This window comes from Lysobacter brunescens, assembly GCF_042677005.1.
Lineage (GTDB): Bacteria > Pseudomonadota > Gammaproteobacteria > Xanthomonadales > Xanthomonadaceae > Lysobacter_I > Lysobacter_I brunescens.
This window is the reverse complement of sequence record NZ_JBHTIF010000001.1, coordinates 457,054-472,888: the sequence shown is the minus strand read 5'-3', so window position 1 is coordinate 472,888 and position 15,835 is coordinate 457,054. Positions and strand designations below refer to the sequence as shown.

The 15,835-nt window shown below is 62.8% G+C and carries 16 protein-coding genes; 9 read left to right on the top strand and 7 right to left on the bottom strand.

The annotated features are described in order from the left end of the window. Positions 1-282 precede the first annotated feature (282 nt). The gene (locus tag ACFQ0E_RS02075; RefSeq protein WP_386822042.1) at positions 283-870 is read right to left on the bottom strand and encodes a hypothetical protein; all 588 of its coding nucleotides are present in this window, start codon (positions 868-870) and stop codon (positions 283-285) included. 404 nt (positions 871-1,274) lie between these two features. On the opposite strand from ACFQ0E_RS02075, the gene ACFQ0E_RS02070 reads away from it, so the two are divergent. Beyond that, a complete protein-coding gene (locus tag ACFQ0E_RS02070; protein WP_386822041.1) occupies positions 1,275-1,526 on the top strand; it encodes a hypothetical protein in 252 nt (83 codons plus the stop codon). A 169-nt stretch (positions 1,527-1,695) separates the two neighbouring features. On the opposite strand, the gene ACFQ0E_RS02065 is transcribed toward ACFQ0E_RS02070, so the two are convergent. Next, the gene (locus ACFQ0E_RS02065; RefSeq protein WP_386822040.1) at positions 1,696-2,331 is read right to left on the bottom strand and encodes a hypothetical protein; all 636 of its coding nucleotides are present in this window, start codon (positions 2,329-2,331) and stop codon (positions 1,696-1,698) included. A gap of 369 nt (positions 2,332-2,700) precedes the next feature. Between ACFQ0E_RS02065 and ACFQ0E_RS02060 the strand changes: the two genes are divergently transcribed. Next, positions 2,701-3,099, top strand: a complete 399-nt coding sequence (locus tag ACFQ0E_RS02060; protein ID WP_386822039.1) for an H-NS histone family protein — start codon at positions 2,701-2,703, stop codon at positions 3,097-3,099. Positions 3,100-3,336: 237 nt separating this feature from the next. Here ACFQ0E_RS02060 and ACFQ0E_RS02055 read toward each other — a convergent pair whose 3' ends face one another. Further along, entirely contained in the window at positions 3,337-4,389 is a 1,053-nt protein-coding gene (locus tag ACFQ0E_RS02055) for a Kelch repeat-containing protein (RefSeq protein WP_386822038.1), read from the bottom strand. Positions 4,390-4,900: 511 nt separating this feature from the next. On the opposite strand from ACFQ0E_RS02055, the gene ACFQ0E_RS02050 reads away from it, so the two are divergent. Together ACFQ0E_RS02050 and ACFQ0E_RS02045 are read left to right on the top strand one after the other, a co-directional pair. After that, positions 4,901-5,752: a hypothetical protein gene (locus tag ACFQ0E_RS02050; RefSeq protein ID WP_386822037.1), complete on the top strand. Its 852-nt coding sequence runs from the start codon at positions 4,901-4,903 to the stop codon at positions 5,750-5,752. A gap of 348 nt (positions 5,753-6,100) precedes the next feature. Next, positions 6,101-6,877 (top strand): hypothetical protein, encoded by a 777-nt coding sequence (locus ACFQ0E_RS02045; RefSeq protein WP_386822036.1) that lies wholly within the window; start codon positions 6,101-6,103, stop codon positions 6,875-6,877. A gap of 37 nt (positions 6,878-6,914) precedes the next feature. On the opposite strand, the gene ACFQ0E_RS02040 is transcribed toward ACFQ0E_RS02045, so the two are convergent. Beyond that, positions 6,915-7,940, bottom strand: a complete 1,026-nt coding sequence (locus ACFQ0E_RS02040) for a tetratricopeptide repeat protein (protein ID WP_386822035.1) — start codon at positions 7,938-7,940, stop codon at positions 6,915-6,917. A gap of 145 nt (positions 7,941-8,085) precedes the next feature. On the opposite strand from ACFQ0E_RS02040, the gene ACFQ0E_RS02035 reads away from it, so the two are divergent. The 5 genes from ACFQ0E_RS02035 (at position 8,086) to ACFQ0E_RS02015 (ending at position 12,245) form a co-directional block, all read left to right on the top strand. Further along, a complete protein-coding gene (locus tag ACFQ0E_RS02035; RefSeq protein ID WP_386822034.1) occupies positions 8,086-8,628 on the top strand; it encodes a hypothetical protein in 543 nt (180 codons plus the stop codon). Between the two features lie 38 nt (positions 8,629-8,666). Next, positions 8,667-8,882: a hypothetical protein gene (locus ACFQ0E_RS02030; RefSeq protein WP_386822033.1), complete on the top strand. Its 216-nt coding sequence runs from the start codon at positions 8,667-8,669 to the stop codon at positions 8,880-8,882. A gap of 75 nt (positions 8,883-8,957) precedes the next feature. Then, on the top strand, positions 8,958-9,398 hold the full coding sequence (locus ACFQ0E_RS02025; RefSeq protein WP_386822032.1) for a DUF4920 domain-containing protein: 441 nt from the start codon (positions 8,958-8,960) through the stop codon (positions 9,396-9,398). Between the two features lie 49 nt (positions 9,399-9,447). Beyond that, a complete protein-coding gene (locus tag ACFQ0E_RS02020; RefSeq protein WP_386822031.1) occupies positions 9,448-9,942 on the top strand; it encodes a DUF2846 domain-containing protein in 495 nt (164 codons plus the stop codon). Positions 9,943-10,184: 242 nt separating this feature from the next. Beyond that, positions 10,185-12,245 carry a hypothetical protein gene (locus tag ACFQ0E_RS02015; RefSeq protein ID WP_386822030.1) on the top strand — a complete coding sequence of 687 codons (2,061 nt, stop codon included), beginning with the start codon at positions 10,185-10,187 and terminating at the stop codon, positions 12,243-12,245. Positions 12,246-12,323: 78 nt separating this feature from the next. On the opposite strand, the gene ACFQ0E_RS02010 is transcribed toward ACFQ0E_RS02015, so the two are convergent. The 3 genes from ACFQ0E_RS02010 to ACFQ0E_RS02000 form a co-directional block, all read right to left on the bottom strand. Then, positions 12,324-12,656 (bottom strand): excalibur calcium-binding domain-containing protein, encoded by a 333-nt coding sequence (locus ACFQ0E_RS02010; protein ID WP_386822029.1) that lies wholly within the window; start codon positions 12,654-12,656, stop codon positions 12,324-12,326. Positions 12,657-12,837: 181 nt separating this feature from the next. Next, complete coding sequence (locus ACFQ0E_RS02005) at positions 12,838-13,548, bottom strand: trypsin-like peptidase domain-containing protein (protein ID WP_386822028.1); 711 nt, start codon at positions 13,546-13,548, stop codon at positions 12,838-12,840. A gap of 1,143 nt (positions 13,549-14,691) precedes the next feature. Next, positions 14,692-15,777 carry a DUF6973 domain-containing protein gene (locus ACFQ0E_RS02000; RefSeq protein WP_386822027.1) on the bottom strand — a complete coding sequence of 362 codons (1,086 nt, stop codon included), beginning with the start codon at positions 15,775-15,777 and terminating at the stop codon, positions 14,692-14,694. Positions 15,778-15,835: the final 58 nt, after the last annotated feature.

Genomic DNA, 15,835 nt, shown 5'->3' with positions numbered 1-15,835 from the left:
ATCGCCCTGTGCGAAACCACCGGCGTCAGCCCCCAAGCCGCCCTGCGCGGCATGGCCGCGATGGTCTGCGGCCTGCGATACGACGCCGACGACCGGCTGGTGCCGCTGGAGGGTGAGGCGGCGTAAGTTTATTCCGGGCGCAGTCATTGTCTGCGCCCGGGCATCGGGTAGGCCACCCATGGTCGACGGCTACTTTGCGCTGGTGTGGATCCGTCGATGGGCCGATGCCGACTCGCGGTTCGCTGCGTTTGAACACTGCGAGAATAGGCAACGCACTACCATTCACTCTGGCGGAAACACAATGCCAGGGAATCTATCGATCAGGAAATCATCCAGAAGTAGGCAGCAATCGGAACACACGTGGCAAAAAAGCAACATCCCGTCAATGATTCTGAATTCGTCGATGTCTCCATGGTCGTCCCTAACGAAGAATGTGGCATTGTGCAGGTGTGGGGCGAGCTCGGCGATGTGGCCGCGGAATTCGTCGTATCCGCACCACATCTTGCCTCCGCTCTGTATGGTCAATCTCGCAAAAAGCGACGGCTCGAGTATCGTGTTTCCGAAGTCGAGATTCGCCATGATGTCGCGAATCCCGGCTGGGAGAATCGACGTGTAAAAGTTGCTCGGCTTGTATCGATTCAGAATGCTCTTGACCGCAGGCAGAGCGCCATTCCGAATTTCGATAGCAACACCAAGGCGAACCTCCGGAAATGTCTGTCGAATTTCTCTTTGGTTTCCCATCATGAATCCTGTTGTCAAAAAATAGTAAAGCATAAGGCCGTAAGGCGTTATAGCCGTTGTATGGTGCATAAGAGAAGCGTCATGCACCCTCTTCGGGAACCTCGCGATCGGCAACGCATCACGGCGCATGACGCCTTCGGCTTATGCGCACGACGAAAAGCAAAGGCGGCGACGGAAACGGTACTGTGTGCTGTATCCCGTTGTCGTTCCAATGGCGTGCCGCGCGCGGCGTCCATGGCGTCATGTCGGATGGTTTGAACCGATGGGCAAACATCCAGCCTTGTGGCCTGACGGCACATCGGAATTTCAATGACCCGTCGGACGATAGCCTTTGCCGCAAAGCAGCAAGGCTTCGGATCCGGTTGATGACGCGACAGATCGGTGAGCGAAGGTTTTGCGGCGCATAGGCGTTGTTTTGCATTGCCCAGCAGGCTGTGTTATCTAGACGATGTATGCGCCGAAGCCGCGTACGGACGTGCGAGCCTCTCCAGATTTTGCATTTTCCTTTCCGAAGACTCTTAAGGAGAAGATTCATGAAGAAGAGAATGAAATTGCTGAGCGCTACTCTCGGTTTTCTAGCGGTGTTCGTCATCCCTTCGGCGAATGCGGTGCCTTTCATCATTTTTGATCCAGACCATGGTGATTGCATCCTGTTCGACGCCACGGACAACGACTACCTGTACCAATGCCAGGATGGCGCCATCCTGTACATCAGCAAACGTACGACGGGCGGCGGCGGCAGTGGTGGCGGCAATGGCAGCGGCAGCGGCCCCTTCGACGGTTGATGCTTCCGGTTTGTCATCTGCACGGCGCGTTGAAACCTTTCTGTAGCACTGTAGGGCGGGCACAAGCCCGCCGAGGAGACACTGCGAGATGCAGAAGCGGCATGTCTCCGTGATGTATCTTCGACTGTCTGCGGATACTGCCCGATGCAATGGCCGGCTTGAGTCCGCCCTACAGACGCGCTTCCTTGTGTGAAAGACAAGCCTGTACCCACGGTTGGGAGGCGAGTTCCTGTAACGAACGACCTTTATCTTCTGCACGCTCGTAATCGGCAAAGCCGCAGCCATCGTTTCCATCCAGATCGTCGAGCTTGCCGCTGCACAGGCGCAAGGGGCGATCGATGGCCTCCCAGCCGGTGTCGCATTCTGTGCGGGTCTCGCTGCCGGGTCGGCCGCATACCCGTCTGCGTCGCGCTTCCAGAGGGGACATCACTTCGGCGATGACACGGCCCTCGTAGCTGTCGCCCGAAGCGAAATAAGACCAGGTACCGCAGATGCGTTTCCCGCGCTGCAACAGCAGGTAGCGGCTGCACTGCTCTGCAGCGTCGGTGCCCTTGCAGGATGTCCAAACGCCAGCGAATGGTGTCGATGCGGGCAGATCCAGCTTTGCATCGCCTGCGGCGAGCGAGGGCGCAGGCGGTGTCGCAAGCAGTGATGGTGATTTCGCGCAGCCGGTCGCGGAGATGGCGGAAATGGCGAGAAAGATGCAAATGCCGGGACATTGCCAGCCCCTGGTTTTCTTTCGTGCCTTCCTGGCTGCCAAATGATGCTCAGGGACCGATAGCAAGAAGCGATTTGCGTCTTTCATCACCATGCGTCCCTGCTCGTCATGTGTCGGGGCAAGTATGTGGGGACGTGCAGATCGGCTGCATCCATCTCGGAAGAATGGGCGGTTTTGCCGGAGACAACAATGCGAGCAGTGGCTGAAAGGTGGATTCGCGAAGCCTCATGTCCTCTCTTTTGTCGGCTTGCCAACGGCAACGGGTCGCAGCGCATGACGCCTTCGGCTGATACCCCGCCAAGACAAGGCAAAAGGCGGCATCGGGGCATTATCGAGAAGCAGGTCCCTTTTTTACCCCTGCGGGACACCGTGCTCGGCCGTCCCCCCTGAGGAGGGAGCGCATCCCGAAAGGCCGCAAGGCTATACTTTGGGATCACCGCAACAGAGGTTTTGAAAATGAAGCCCACGCTCGACACCATCGCTTCTGCCAAGGCCAAACTGGCCGAGGAACTGCGCCAGCTCGAAAAACAGGAAGAAGAACTGCGCAAGGAGCAGGCAGCGAGCGCGTTTTCGACCGTGATCGAACTGCTCGGACAGTTCGGCGCGACCTTCGACGCGAAGCAGCGCGCCGAGATCGCGGCGCTGGTCGCACCGAAAACCCAGGCCCCGAAGCAGCCCAGGCAGGCTGCCGCCAAGGCGGAAGTCCAGCCGAAATACTGGCTGCCGCACACCGGCGAAACCTGGTCGGGTCGCGGCCGGCCGCCGCGTTCGTTCACCGCATGGGAAGGCACCGTCTCCCATCGCGAATGGAAGGCGAAGCACCCGAACGAGAAATTCCCGAAATATCCGGGCTGAGTCCGCATCGGCCTTGCGATCCCGTCTTGGCATCGCAAGGCCGCAGGGCCTATGACTGTTGCGCTTTGCATGCGCGACGCGTCATGAGTCGATGATCGTCTGGCGCCGCCGGATGGCGAAGTCGCGTGAGATGTGATCGGGCGTGGGGTGTTCGCGCGCCAGATTTGTGCCCGAGGTGTGGACGCCGTGCAGGACGCGGACCGCCCTGCACAGCGCGTTGTGATCGCCCGATGGGGATTACTCGGTATAGAGCTCGCTGCTCGACAGTTTGACGCTGGTCGATGTGCTGCCGCCTGCGATGACGGCCTTGCCGTTGCCGGCGAGACCGGCGCCCACCAGGTTGCGCCCCTGGGCCAGGTTGCCCGCGACGGACCAGGTGCTTGTGGTCGGGTCGTAGAGTTCGGTCGTAGTGGTGGTGGCAGGCCAGCCGCCGGCGATCAGCACCTTGCCGCTGGGCATGGCGATCGCCGCGTGTTGCTGGCGCGCCATCGACAGCGTGCCGGCGCTGCTCCAGGTGTTGGTCGCGACCGAATAGCGCTCCGTGCTTGCGGTCGGACCGTTGTCGCCCAGGCCGCCCGCCACCAGCACGTCGCCATTGGCGAGTGCGGTCGCGGTATGAAACATGCGGACATTCGCGAGACTGCCTGCCGGGCTCCAGGTGTTGGTGGTCGGGTCGTAGATCTCGGCACCGGGGACCTTGACCCAGCCCACGCCTTCGCCACCGGTCACCAGCACCTTGCCGTTGCCGAGCAGCGTTGCCGTGTGGTCGCGGCGCGCGGTGGTGAGCGGGGCGACCAGCGTCCATGTGTTCGTGGCCGGGTTGTAACGCTCGACGGTGGCCTGCGGCGTGCCATTGGTGATCACGCCGCCGACCGCCAGCACATGACCGTTCTGCAGCGTCGTCAGCGTGAGCGCATAGCGTTGCTGATTGAGCGGCGAGGCGATCGTCCATGTGTTGCTGGCCGGCGCATAGATCTCGGCTGTCGACTGGATGCCGGAACTGCCCAGCCCACCGGCGATCAGCACCTTGCCGTTCTGCAGCAGCGCGATGCCGGGCAGATAGTGGGGGGCGTTGCTGTAGCTGCTCTGGGTCCAAGCCTGGGTGGTCGGGTTGTAGATATCCGCGGTGTAGAAGGCGAAAGCCGAACGTTTCGCATCGGCGCCGCCCACCAGCATGACCCTGCCGTCGGCCAGCGTCACCGAGCCGGTGCCGGCGCGTGCGTTGGTCATGGCGGGGCCTGCGCTCCAGCCTGCGGCAGAGGCCAGCCCGGAAGCGGTGAGCGAGGTCATCAGCGCGGCTGCGATGAACAGCCTTCGGGAAGCGACGGAATGGAGAGCGGAACTGCGGCCATGATGCGTCGTTGTCATGTGGTTGTCGTCCTGAGCGTTGAAGGAGGGTGATGCGCGCTGTGCAGCGACCCGATGGCGCATCCGGCGCCGTCGCGTTGCGTTGCGTTGCGTGCAGGGATCGAGAGGGCGGATCGCCTTGGGTTGCCAGCGATACAGCCTAGGCACGGTGAATCGCCAGCTGCCATCATCGCTCGATGGGGTATCGCGGATTGAGACCACAGGTATTGCCGTGAATGCCGCTCGTCACTGCAGGCAAGCCGGGTTGGTGTGCGGCGCCGCAAGACCGCATGTCGATGCCGGAACCTTCGCTGTGCCCGCATCGTTGATGCGTCGTGCCGCATGCGCCTGCAGGCGCTGATTGTTCATGGGGTGCGCCCCGCTGTCTTGTCGGTGTCGCAGTGTGCAGGGCGCAAAAGCTTCAATCGGGCGTCTCTTCCCTAGATGGCGGATAATGCCCGGAATCATCGACATCGATCAGCCGGGGAACGCGCTCATGTGGAGAAGTCTGTTTTTCGCCATCGTCTGTTTCGGGACGATGTCCGCCGCGCGCGCGGAACCGCAGCGTCACGATGCAGCCGGACCGGGCGCCGCGACGCTTCAGGACGATGCCGACAAGATCAGGAAGCCCAGTGTCGAGATGGCGCCGCCCGCGAGCGAAGACACGACGCGCCGTGTGCGGATCGGCGAAGTGGAAATGACGATTCCACTGCTGAAGGAATATCGCGACCTGGATGGATTGCCCGATGTTTATCGAAGCCTGTTCGAACGTGTCGTGCCGCCCTCGGCGGAATTGCTGGATTTCCATCTGCATCGGTACGACATCGACATGCCTGTCCATGAGATATCGCCGCACGAGCACTATGAGATCTTCGTGATGAAGGCATATGCAGCGAAGCAGACGGACAGGAAGGGTTGGAACGATTTCCGTTCCGAGGTGTCGTCCGCATTGGGGGACGTCGATCTTGCGCCCTTGCTGAAGCGCAACGAGGCGCGCATCAACGATGCATTGACCGAGCATGGCGTCGACATGATCAAGGTCGAGGATCTGCGCACGCAGGCGCCGAAGATCTATCGCTCCGATGAGCGTTCGATGCGGCTCCTGGCGACCGTGGCGAACCAGCAGACGATCGAAGGCAAGGTGTATCGGGTCGAGGAAGTCCGTGCCACTGCCGTTCTGTACATTCGAGGCAAGCTGCTGACCGTGGTCGCGGCAAAGGAGTTTCGTGAAGGCACGTCGAAGCCGCTCGAAGTCGTAGGCAAGCTGGACGCTTTCGCGGATCGGGTCCTGCTGCTCAATCTATGAGGCCCGCCATGCGGACCATCCAGGTGCCGCAGGGCGGGCTCAAGTCCGCCAGTGGCAAGAAGCGAACAGCAAGGAAAGGCATGTCCGCATGGCGCTTCCAGTGCCGCCTGCGTTCGGTGCGCTGAAGTCGAAGCGGGTTGTGGCGAAAGCGCTGACGCGACAGCGTCCGATGTGACCCGGCATCGCATCGGCATCGTGCCGGCCTGAGACCGGTACTGCATCGGGCGCCATTCGACGCATCGATTGATCGCGTCCCGGCCACGGGTTACAACGCATCGGTACGAGGCGCACGGGCGCGACACGTCCCGGTTTCGATGCCGGGCTTCCAGGACAGGAACAGGAGCAGACATGATCCATCACAACACCATCGTGGTCGCGGGCATGTTCGCTGCGCTGGCGTCCATGGCATGCACGACGGCGCGTGCGCAGTCGGTGCCCGACGTGGGCGAACGCGGCGCGGTCAGTTCGGTGCAGGCCACCGCCTGCGTGCCGCCGTCGCCGGTCAACGATCGCTACAACCACTGCGGGTGGGGCGTGTGGCGCCTGGAGACGCAGCGGACGGCGGTGATTGCCACATTGGCGGAAGCGGCGAACTATCTGATCTGCCGCGAGATGGTGGATGCCGCAGAGCCGGGGGGTTATCCCATTAGTGTCGAGGCTGACGGCGTGGTGATCTCGACCGGCACGCCTGCCATGGCGGCAGGACATGCGCCCGGGGGCTGTTTCCTGGTGTCGGGCAAGAAGATCGTGATCAACGGGGCGGCCAGGCCGCAGAAGCCGGTCGGTGGCTACTACATCCGCTTGGGCGCGCTGCCCTGGTCGAACGCGGTGTCGTGGCAGGCGCGGAAGCTGGCGGCGGCCACCGCAGATCGCACGCTGCTGGCGCGCTTCCCGCAGCAACGCCTGCTGCGCGTGTGCTTCGGCAACTACAGCGTGCTGGGCAATCCGCCGCCGTACCTTCGCGACTTCCGCCTCTGGGCCGACAACGGTCACGTCGTCGTGCGCGGCTCTGAAGTCGCCGTGTTCAACTTCGGCAGTTGCACCGATGTGTCCGCTTCGCTGCTGGCGGTGGAGCCGCAGTGGGCCGGGGGCATCGAGGCCAGCCATGGGCGGCTGGTGTTCTGACGCGATCCGTACGCGTCGTGCTCATCCCTGACGTCGGTCAGGGCGCCTTGGCCGACGTGCGGCACGCGGCAAGCGTGTTCGGCGATGTCCAGATCCCGGATGGAATCGCCGTCCTGATCCGGGGCGACAGCTTGCGGAACGTTGCATGATCGCGGGCGAGGCAGGCGAAGTGCGCGTAGTTCTGGATGTTCCACTGGTCGGGGTAGCGCTTGATCACGTCATCGAACCCCGAACGCATGTGCGCCCAGTGGACGCTCGATGCCTCGAACAGCGCGTCTCTGAACTGCGACTGTGCGACGACCCAGTAGATCCGCGCGTACATGCCCTGTCCCTCGGTCTTCCGGGAGCGCTGGACGGCATCGCGCGCGAATGCTTCGACGGCGTCGATGTCGCCATGCCATTTCGGCAGCAGGTAGGTCGCCATGGCGAAGTAGACAGGGTAGTAGTCCGGGAACCGGCGGGTCGCTTCGTCGTAGATCGCATCGACGGCCTTGCGTTCGCTGCCGAGCGCGGTTTCCTGCTGGATCAGCAGCGCGTAGTACTCGGGATATCGCGACGCGACCTTCGAATGCTTCAGCAGATGGCGCCGGGCGCGCGCCATCTCTTCGCGGAACGGTTTCCAGGCCGAGGCCGGCACGCTGGACGCATAGCCACCGCCGCGGATATGCCACGCATGGTCCATCATCACCTGCGCCATGGTCAGGTGTGCCAACGGCGAGTCCGGGCTCGAATCGATCCATCCCTGCACCTGTCGTTCCAGGCGCTGCCACCACGCGAGGGATTCGGGGTGGCTGGCCATCGGCGTGCCGAGACCATGCAGCACGTTCTCCGCGAAGATCCCGCTGGCCCAGCGTCCGCTGCTGCTGCGCGTGCGCTGCGTGGTGTAGTGCGCCATGCGCGCATCGAGACCGGCATGGTCCTTCGCGAGGAATAGCCGGCTGCTTTCCCGCTGCAGCGCGAGATAGCCTTCCGGTTCGGGCAAGCTGGCGGGCTCGGCCGCGGTCGCCAGCGTGCTCGCAAGCATCAGCATGGCCGCGAGAATTCGGGTGTGGATCTTCGTCATGCGCTGGCTCCGCTGTCCGGAATGGCGAGGTCGCGCGCACCATAGCATGCGACCGATTCCCTGGACGCAAGCCCGGCCCGAGTCCCTCCCATGCGCTGTGCCGTCCTGCTCTTACAATGCAGTTCGTCCTGATCCGATTCCGACGATGAAACATCGACGCTCCGCGACCCTCCTGCCGGTGATCCTGATCTGTGCGCTGCTGGCTTACGGCGTGTTCGGCGCCATGTTCAACGACGTCTACATTCCCGGGCGGCGCAGCCAGGGCCTGCATTTCCGCTACGATTCAGCGGTGCCGGCGGGCCTGGCGATCGTGTTCTACGCGATGTCGCTGTTCGTCGGCGCCTTTCGCGCCTCGGCAGCGAAAACATGGGTGATCCGCGGATTCAAGCTTGCCGCGATCCTCTCGCTGGCGACGGCTGTCTATTTTGTCTTTGCGCCCTCCGGGAGGGCGGTAGTCAGCGAGGCGCAGTGCCGCAAGACGTATGCACGCCTCGGACGTTTCGCCACTGACCTCGACGGTAGCGGTTCGGAGAGCGTCCAGATCTTCACGGCCATGGCGGCATCGTGCGATCGCGAGCCGATGCTCAAGACCTTCCACGACTGCGTGATGCGTGCGGCTGTTCCGGCGGACATCAACGGCTGCAGCGACGAGACACGTCGACTCTATCACCGGAGGAACATCGAGTAACCATGGATCGAGCTGGTGTGTTTTTCCCGACCTCCGACATGGCCATCGCGACCTATGCCGTTCGCCGGTCCTTCGAGATCGATGGGCAGCCGCAGACGAGGCATGCGTACGATTTCACGATCCGGGTAAAGACGGATGATCGATGGCTCGCGGTGCGGCACGTGGAATCGCCGCGCCAGTCGACACAGGGCAAGCGCCGCGATCCCTGCGCACTGGATCACGCCTTGCACAGACACGGAAAGCGCAGGGCGTGACCGCCGGGTGGCACTCTCGCCGCCTCCGCCCGCCTGCGCTATCGTGACCGTCCCGAATCCGACCGGAGCCCCTGCATGCGTACGTCCCTTGCCCTGTTGACGATCCCGCTGGTGTCGCTGTTTGCCCTGGCGCATGCAGGAGAGCCCGGGGCCTACGGCAAACCGGTGCCGGCCGGCACGGCGACGCCGGTCTCGAAGGCGATCGCTGACTTCGACGCGCATGCGGGCAAGCCGGGCCTGTTCAGTGGACGCATCACCCAGGTCTGCCAGGCGAAGGGGTGCTGGATGATCCTGGAGGACGAGGGCCGCAGCGCGCGGGTGATGTTCGGCGACCACGCCTTCGCGATCCCGAAGGACAGCAGCGGCCGCGCGCAGGTGCACGGCGTGCTCTCGCGCAAGGCGCTGACGCCGGCGCAGGCGAAGCATCTGGAAGAAGACGGCAAGGGGCTGGCCGTGGCGGCCGAGGAATACCGCATCCTTGCCGATGGCGTGCAGCTGCAGGCCGCAGCGCCGTAAGCCTGGCCGAGGTCGCTGGATCCGGTACGTCCGGATGCCTGGGGGCGCGATGAAGCAGAGGGGCTCGATCGGCCTGTGCTGGGTTCATGGCGTGGCCATCGCGCTGGCGCTGGGCGTCGCGCATGCGCAGGAGGCACCTGCGTCGCCCGCTCTGCCGCAGGACGCGGAGACGACCGTGATGACCACCGTCGATGCCGTCTCGACCCTCGTGGTCTATCGCATCAACGCCTATCCGACCTTGCGCACCCCGAAGGTGATGGTCAACGACCGGCTGATGTTCCGTCCGAAACAGAAGACCTACGCCGAGATGGACCTGCCGCCGGGTCGCCATCGCATCGTCGTCGACTGGTCCATGGACACCGGCTGGCCCGACCTCGGTTTCGAAGTCGAGATCCGGCCCGGCGAGATCAAATACGTGGAGATCAGCGGCAGCTTCACCCGCAATGGGTATGAGTACACGGCGGGATCGGTGGCCCGCGAGGTCGATCCGGCGAAGGGCGCCGAGGACATCCGTACCTGCTGCAGGCGCTTGCCCCTGCGCTGAGTCCGCGCAGGGTGCGAAGGCCCTTCCTTGCAGGCGCCAGGGACGCGGCACGCAGCGCGATCTGCCCGGTTCATCCCCGCGCGATGCCGGGCACAAACCGGGCAGAAATCCGGATTCTGCGCACAAATTACTGATTCGATTGGGAAAGATGCCCTGGCCCGATGGGCGGCGCGGAGCGTCGCCGAACGCCGGTGACGGGATCGATCGGGCAGACCCGCACCATCTCCCAAAGGACTTGCACCATGAACCAACCTGCACAGAGGGACTCGTCCTTGCGACGGGGCCTGTTCGCGCGCGCCCTGTTCGGCGTCGCGCTCGCGCTCTCCCTGGTGACGGCGGCCCACGCCCAGACCTCGGGCCGCATCGCCAAGCCCGCCCTGGTCACCCTGGACCCCGACGACGGCAGCACCGACGGCGGCTGGAAGCGCGTGCCGTTCAGCGCCACCGACGACTCGGGCCGGCTCATCCAGTCCGAGATCTACCAGATCGAAGGCGAGAAGGGCGTGGCCCTGGCGCCCATCCCGGAGCTGATCCGCGACCAGTTGATCGAGGAGCTGGCGTCGGTGCCCAAGGGCGAGAACGTGGTCTTCACGCTCAACGCGCCGATCGTCGACGAAATCCAGCGCTCGCTGGAACTGGGCGAACCGACCAAGGCCCTGATCGCGTATGCCGAGCAGGACCTGGAGATGGCGACCGCGCGCGGCTGCGCCGACACCTTCATCACCCGCAACAAGCGCCTGCAGTACACGCCGAACTTCTCGACCTCGCAGCCCATGGGCGGCGGCTTCACCGGCACGCTGCAGGTCGATGGCGGCGGCAACCTCGACGCCAACGGCGAGATGAAGCTCCGGGTGAAGCGCGCGAAGGTGTGGTTCCTGTGCGTGCCGTACGGCGTTCGCTTCGAACACGTGCGCACGGTCGGCAGCGTGTCGCTGGAAAGCACGCTGACCTTGAACGGATCGATCAGCTACGCGAACCCCAGCCCGTTCGAGCATGAAGTCGCCAAGCCCTTCCTCGGCGGCGTCGCGTTCATGGCCGGCCCGCTGCCGGTCTACATCGGCTTCAACCTGCCGATCGTCATCGGCGTGGAGATCAAGGCCAACGTGACCGGGCAACTGCAGTATCGCGGCGGCCATCGCATCACCGGCAGCTTCGACTACATCTGCACGGCCAACGGCTGCACCGGCTACAACGACATCCAGAACACCGTGCAGAACATCGATAACCCATTCGGTGCCGGCGTGGCCGGGCGCATCCAGCCTTCGCTGTACGCCGACCTCGCGGTGCGCGGCTTCCTCTACCACGATGCCGTGGCCTACGCCCAGGTCGGCGTGCGCGGCTACCTGCACGGCGACCTCTGGGGCTACTACGGCAACACCTGCGGCGACGCCGACCAGAACGGCAACTACGAAACCGTGCGGGCGCTGACCTTCGGGCTGGACTGGCAGGTGGCGATCACCGCGAAGGCCGACACCTTCTTCACCCGGCCGTGGAAGAAGACGCTGTGGAAATCGAAGCAGTGGTACATCGGTTTCTGGGACCTGCTCAGTGGCGGCTCCAGCGCGCTGACGCCGATGATCGATGGCCCGTCGTTCGCCGGCACCGGCACCACGGCCGCGTACAACCTGCGCATGCGCCCGTGCTGGCCGTACACCGACAACGTTGACTACACGATGAACTGGGGCGACGGCACGACCAGCAACCACAGCGGCCCGGCCGCGCCGCCGTCGTGGCAGCCGGTGGTGGCCGCGCACATGTGGAACCAGCCCGGCGCAAAGCCCATCCAGCTCACCGCATGGCGTGATGCGCACGGTCGCCGCTTCGGCGATGGCCGCAGCACCGCGCGCACCATCCAGGTCGGCACACCGCCGCCGGTGAACCTCGCCCGCGAAGCGCTCGCGGTGGCGTCCACCACGTATTGCAGGACGCCCGGCACCATCGACTGCTACGCCCCGGCGCGCGTGAACGACGGCAGCAACAGCACGACGCTCGGCGGCTTCGACAGCTGGTCGAACAACAACGGCGTATCGATGCCGCAGTGGGTCGAACTGCAGTGGGGCCGCATGGTCACTTTCTCGCGGATCGAGCTGTACACCAGCGAAGGTTTCCCGATCCGCGATTACGACGTCGAATACTGGACCGGCACCGCCTGGGCGAAGGCCGCCAGCATCCGCGGCAACACCGCGCTGCATCTCACCCACCGGATCACCCCGGTGCAGACTTTCCGCATGCGGATCCTCGCCATCTCCGGCCCGAACAACCAGACCATCCACGCACGCGTCAACGAGATCGAGATCTACTGATCGCGCTCTACAGATCGTGCTTACATGCTCCGGCCGCCTCGTGCGGCCGGAGTTTTGCGAGTTTGCAGCTGGCGCATATCAGCGCCTGCGGTATGGCTCGCAGCCGATGCCATCGTTGTCCCGGTCGAGATGCGGGCCGTAGCCGGGATCGCCGCGACGCACCGGCGCCGCACCCGCCGAGCGGGCTTCCGCGCAGTTGGCGAACGCGCCGCCTCGGTCACTTGATCCGGCAGGCGCGCGCCTGCTGTCGGGCAGGAACGCACTGCGCGACGGCGCAGGCGAGCCACCGTGGCAGTGGTACTCGCCGGTCTTCCTGTTGGTGTGGCAACCATTCCTGTCCAGACCGCCACCGTGCGCGATGGCCTGGAGCGGCAGGGCCAGTGCAAGCAGCCATGGAAGTGTCGATCGCATCCAGCCCCCTGTGTGTGTCACAGCTTCAAGCGGTTTCTCGATTCGATGCCTTGTCTTCGTAGGACGCATGAGCCGGAGGCGTCATGCGCCATGATGCGTCAGCGATCCGCAATTCTCTGTAGAAGGTGCATGACGCTTCGCTTATACACTCTATTTATGCGTCTTACGCCCTTACTGCTCATTAGCCCCGAGTTTGGGTTTCTGTCTCAGGTGGCGGTGGTGGCTCACTTGGAGTAGATTGCTGTGCTTGAGCGTCGTCAAGATTTCTGACGCGATCTGCATAGTCATGGTACTGGTTGATATCCCTAATCAGGGCTACGCCAGGTAAGACAACGCCTGTGGCGCGATTTGGAATGTAAGCAGAAACAAGGCCGATCATTTCAACATCGTCTCCCCACTTTGCGAAAGCTGGGCCACCACTGACACCGTTAATCGCCACGCCATCCACTAGGTAAGATGTTTCCCTGTCTAGGTATGCGCTGACATGGCCCTGAAAGAAGCACAAATCTGCACCTTGAACTGCAGGGTAGCCTAGCCATCCAATCTCATTGCCAGGTTTGAGGTGATAATCGCGCTGGAATAGTTGGGGGTTGTTCTGTGGGAGATGCAATTCGCCGCTATTGAATATTAGCGCTGCAGTGTCTTTCGCCGAGTCAATTATGATCGCACGTTGGTCGGCTCTAAGTAGAAGGGTGCCGCCACTTTGGTGGTGCGTTATGCGAATGGGCTTTTCCCAGTAATGGGCACTGTCTATTACGTGCGCTGCGGTGGCTAAAACACATAAATCATCAACCTGGCTACGAGAAACAAGCCATCCCGATCCCGAGCCGTCTGGGGTAGATATGCGGAACACGTGCGGAGTCACTTGATCAATTGCTTCATACCATTCCACTATTGTGATACTCCTCAGAATAGGCCTAAAGCCTGAGTTAATTCGTTCCGTGAAGCGGCGTCTGCTTGGGCGAACTGTTAGCTTAGCTCCTGAAGATCTTGCCCAAGGACTTGTTCCCGAATCTGGGCGAGCTTTTGTGTGGCGGTTAAACCCTGGTTCCAGCTGCGGCGATAAGGGGCCCTGACGACGATTAGTCCGTCAAGTCGGTCAGCAACGGCTTCCGCCAATACCATAAGAGGCGAACTCTTAGGCCATATGAATACATCACACTCGTTATTGAATGGTGCTCCGGTAGAGAAGGCATTTCGAGTGATGTTGGAGCTGCCAATTATTCCCAAGATCGGCTTTCCCTTGCGAGAAGCAACGAATACTTTTGCGTGCCAACGAAGGCCAGGCTTGTAGAGGCATTTTACGTTTGCGCCCGCGGCGACCATGCTATTTCGAAAGTTTCTATAGGACGGCTGCCACGACTGGTTATGAACCCCAATAGTTGTGAGCTTTACGCCGCTCCTTGCACATGCGGAAGCGAGCTTCTTCTCCTTGCTCGCTTGATATGGCGAGCCCTTGAAATTTTCTTGAAAGAAGCCGGAGCAAAGTAGCGCCTCATCTGCCTGGCCTGAATCTAGCGTATCGATTATTGTGTCCCGAAACACATTGACTGCAGCCAAGGTTCTGAGGGCGATAGTGATTGGCAAGTGACCTCCTAACTCAGTTAACTACAATTAGAAGTTAAATTTTTTGGATAACAGGGCGGCGCAAAATCCAAGAAGCCAGTATGTTCGCACCAGATCCGCGACCGTAAAATCTTCGTATCAATCAATTGGATGCTGGTCGGTGTCGAGCGACAGCCCTCTCTGCGATCCGGATCTGCGACAGCACCGCCGCCAATCGTCTTTCAATCCCTGCCCGAATGTCATTCCTGTTAGAACTGACAGGTGCTTCTTCGCAAGAGCGTTTTACTGAAAAACAGCTCCCTTGCCTTCAACTCGCGATGACAGGCATCGAACTGATCCCGATCAGATGCCGAACTGATCCCGCTACCATCGCAGTGTCGACATTCGTCGTGATCCCCGAAAAGAAAACGCCCGGGCAAAGCCGGGCGTTTCAATGTTGAGCGGATGCATCCGGATTTCCCGATTGAAATCAGACCTGCATCGTCCTGCGCGTTTCCTGCTCGGGTGCGGCGGGCTGCTGGGTGCGCGAGGTGTCGGCGACGTTCGCGGCGACCTGCACCGGTGTGGTGCGTGCCTCGTTTTCGCTGAGCCGGGCGTGGACGGGGCCTTCGACGCCGTTGCGGCCGTCGAAGACGAACAGGGTGCGGTCCGGTTGGCCGTTGGCGCCTTCGATGCGGTTGCCGATCTCGATGTTGGTGACGCCGGCGAGGTTGGCGCGGGTGGCGGCGGCGTAGACGTTGGCGGCCATGGTGTCGTCCTGCAGGCCCTTGGCGGCCATGGCATTCACCACCTGGCCGAACATCGGATCCTGGCGCATGCGCTCGACGGCGGGGTCGGCGGCGGCCATGCGCGTCTCGGGACGCGCGGGATCGGTGTTGTTGAGGCCGACGATGTCAGGCGAGACCACGCCGGGCGTGCGCAGGTTCGGGCCGATCACGTCGTTGGGTGCGAGGCCGTGCTGACCGCGCGCGACGCGGTCGCTCCATTCCAGGTTGCCGCTGCGGTCGATGGTGACCAGGCGGCCCTGGTTGAGTGCCTGCTCGACCTGGTTGGCGAGTTCCTGCGGTGTCGCGTTGGGATTGGCCGCGCCGATCGAGCGACCGATCTGGTTGTTGTACAGATCCATCGCTTCGCGATTGGCGGTGTTGCCGGGAATGCCTTCGTGTGCGGTCGCGAATGCGGCGGTCCAGCTTTCGCCGTAGCGCTGCGTCATCAGCGCGTTCCAGTAGGCGTGGCGGAACGCGTCTCGGTGGCCGTCGTTGCCCTGCCATTCGCCGGCGCGATCGGCGGGGATGTTGGACGGCACGGGGTTGTTCGGGAAGCGGTTGATCGCCTCGGTGCCGGCGAGCCGGGCGGTGTCGCGGAATTCGCTCAGTCCGACGAGGCCGCGATGGAAGGTCAGCTCATCGAGCAGGGCGCCTTCGGTGCGGGTCATCCTGACCGAATCGGTGAAGGGGATGTCGAACGCGCCGAACGCGCGCGGACGGTAATCGATCATCGTGTCGTCCGCGACCTGGTAATCGGTGCGGACCCTGCCGAGGTCGGGTCTGGACATGACGGGCTCCTGGGTTCCTGAGGCGTTGCGATCCTAGGGAAGGTGTTGCGGTGCGGCC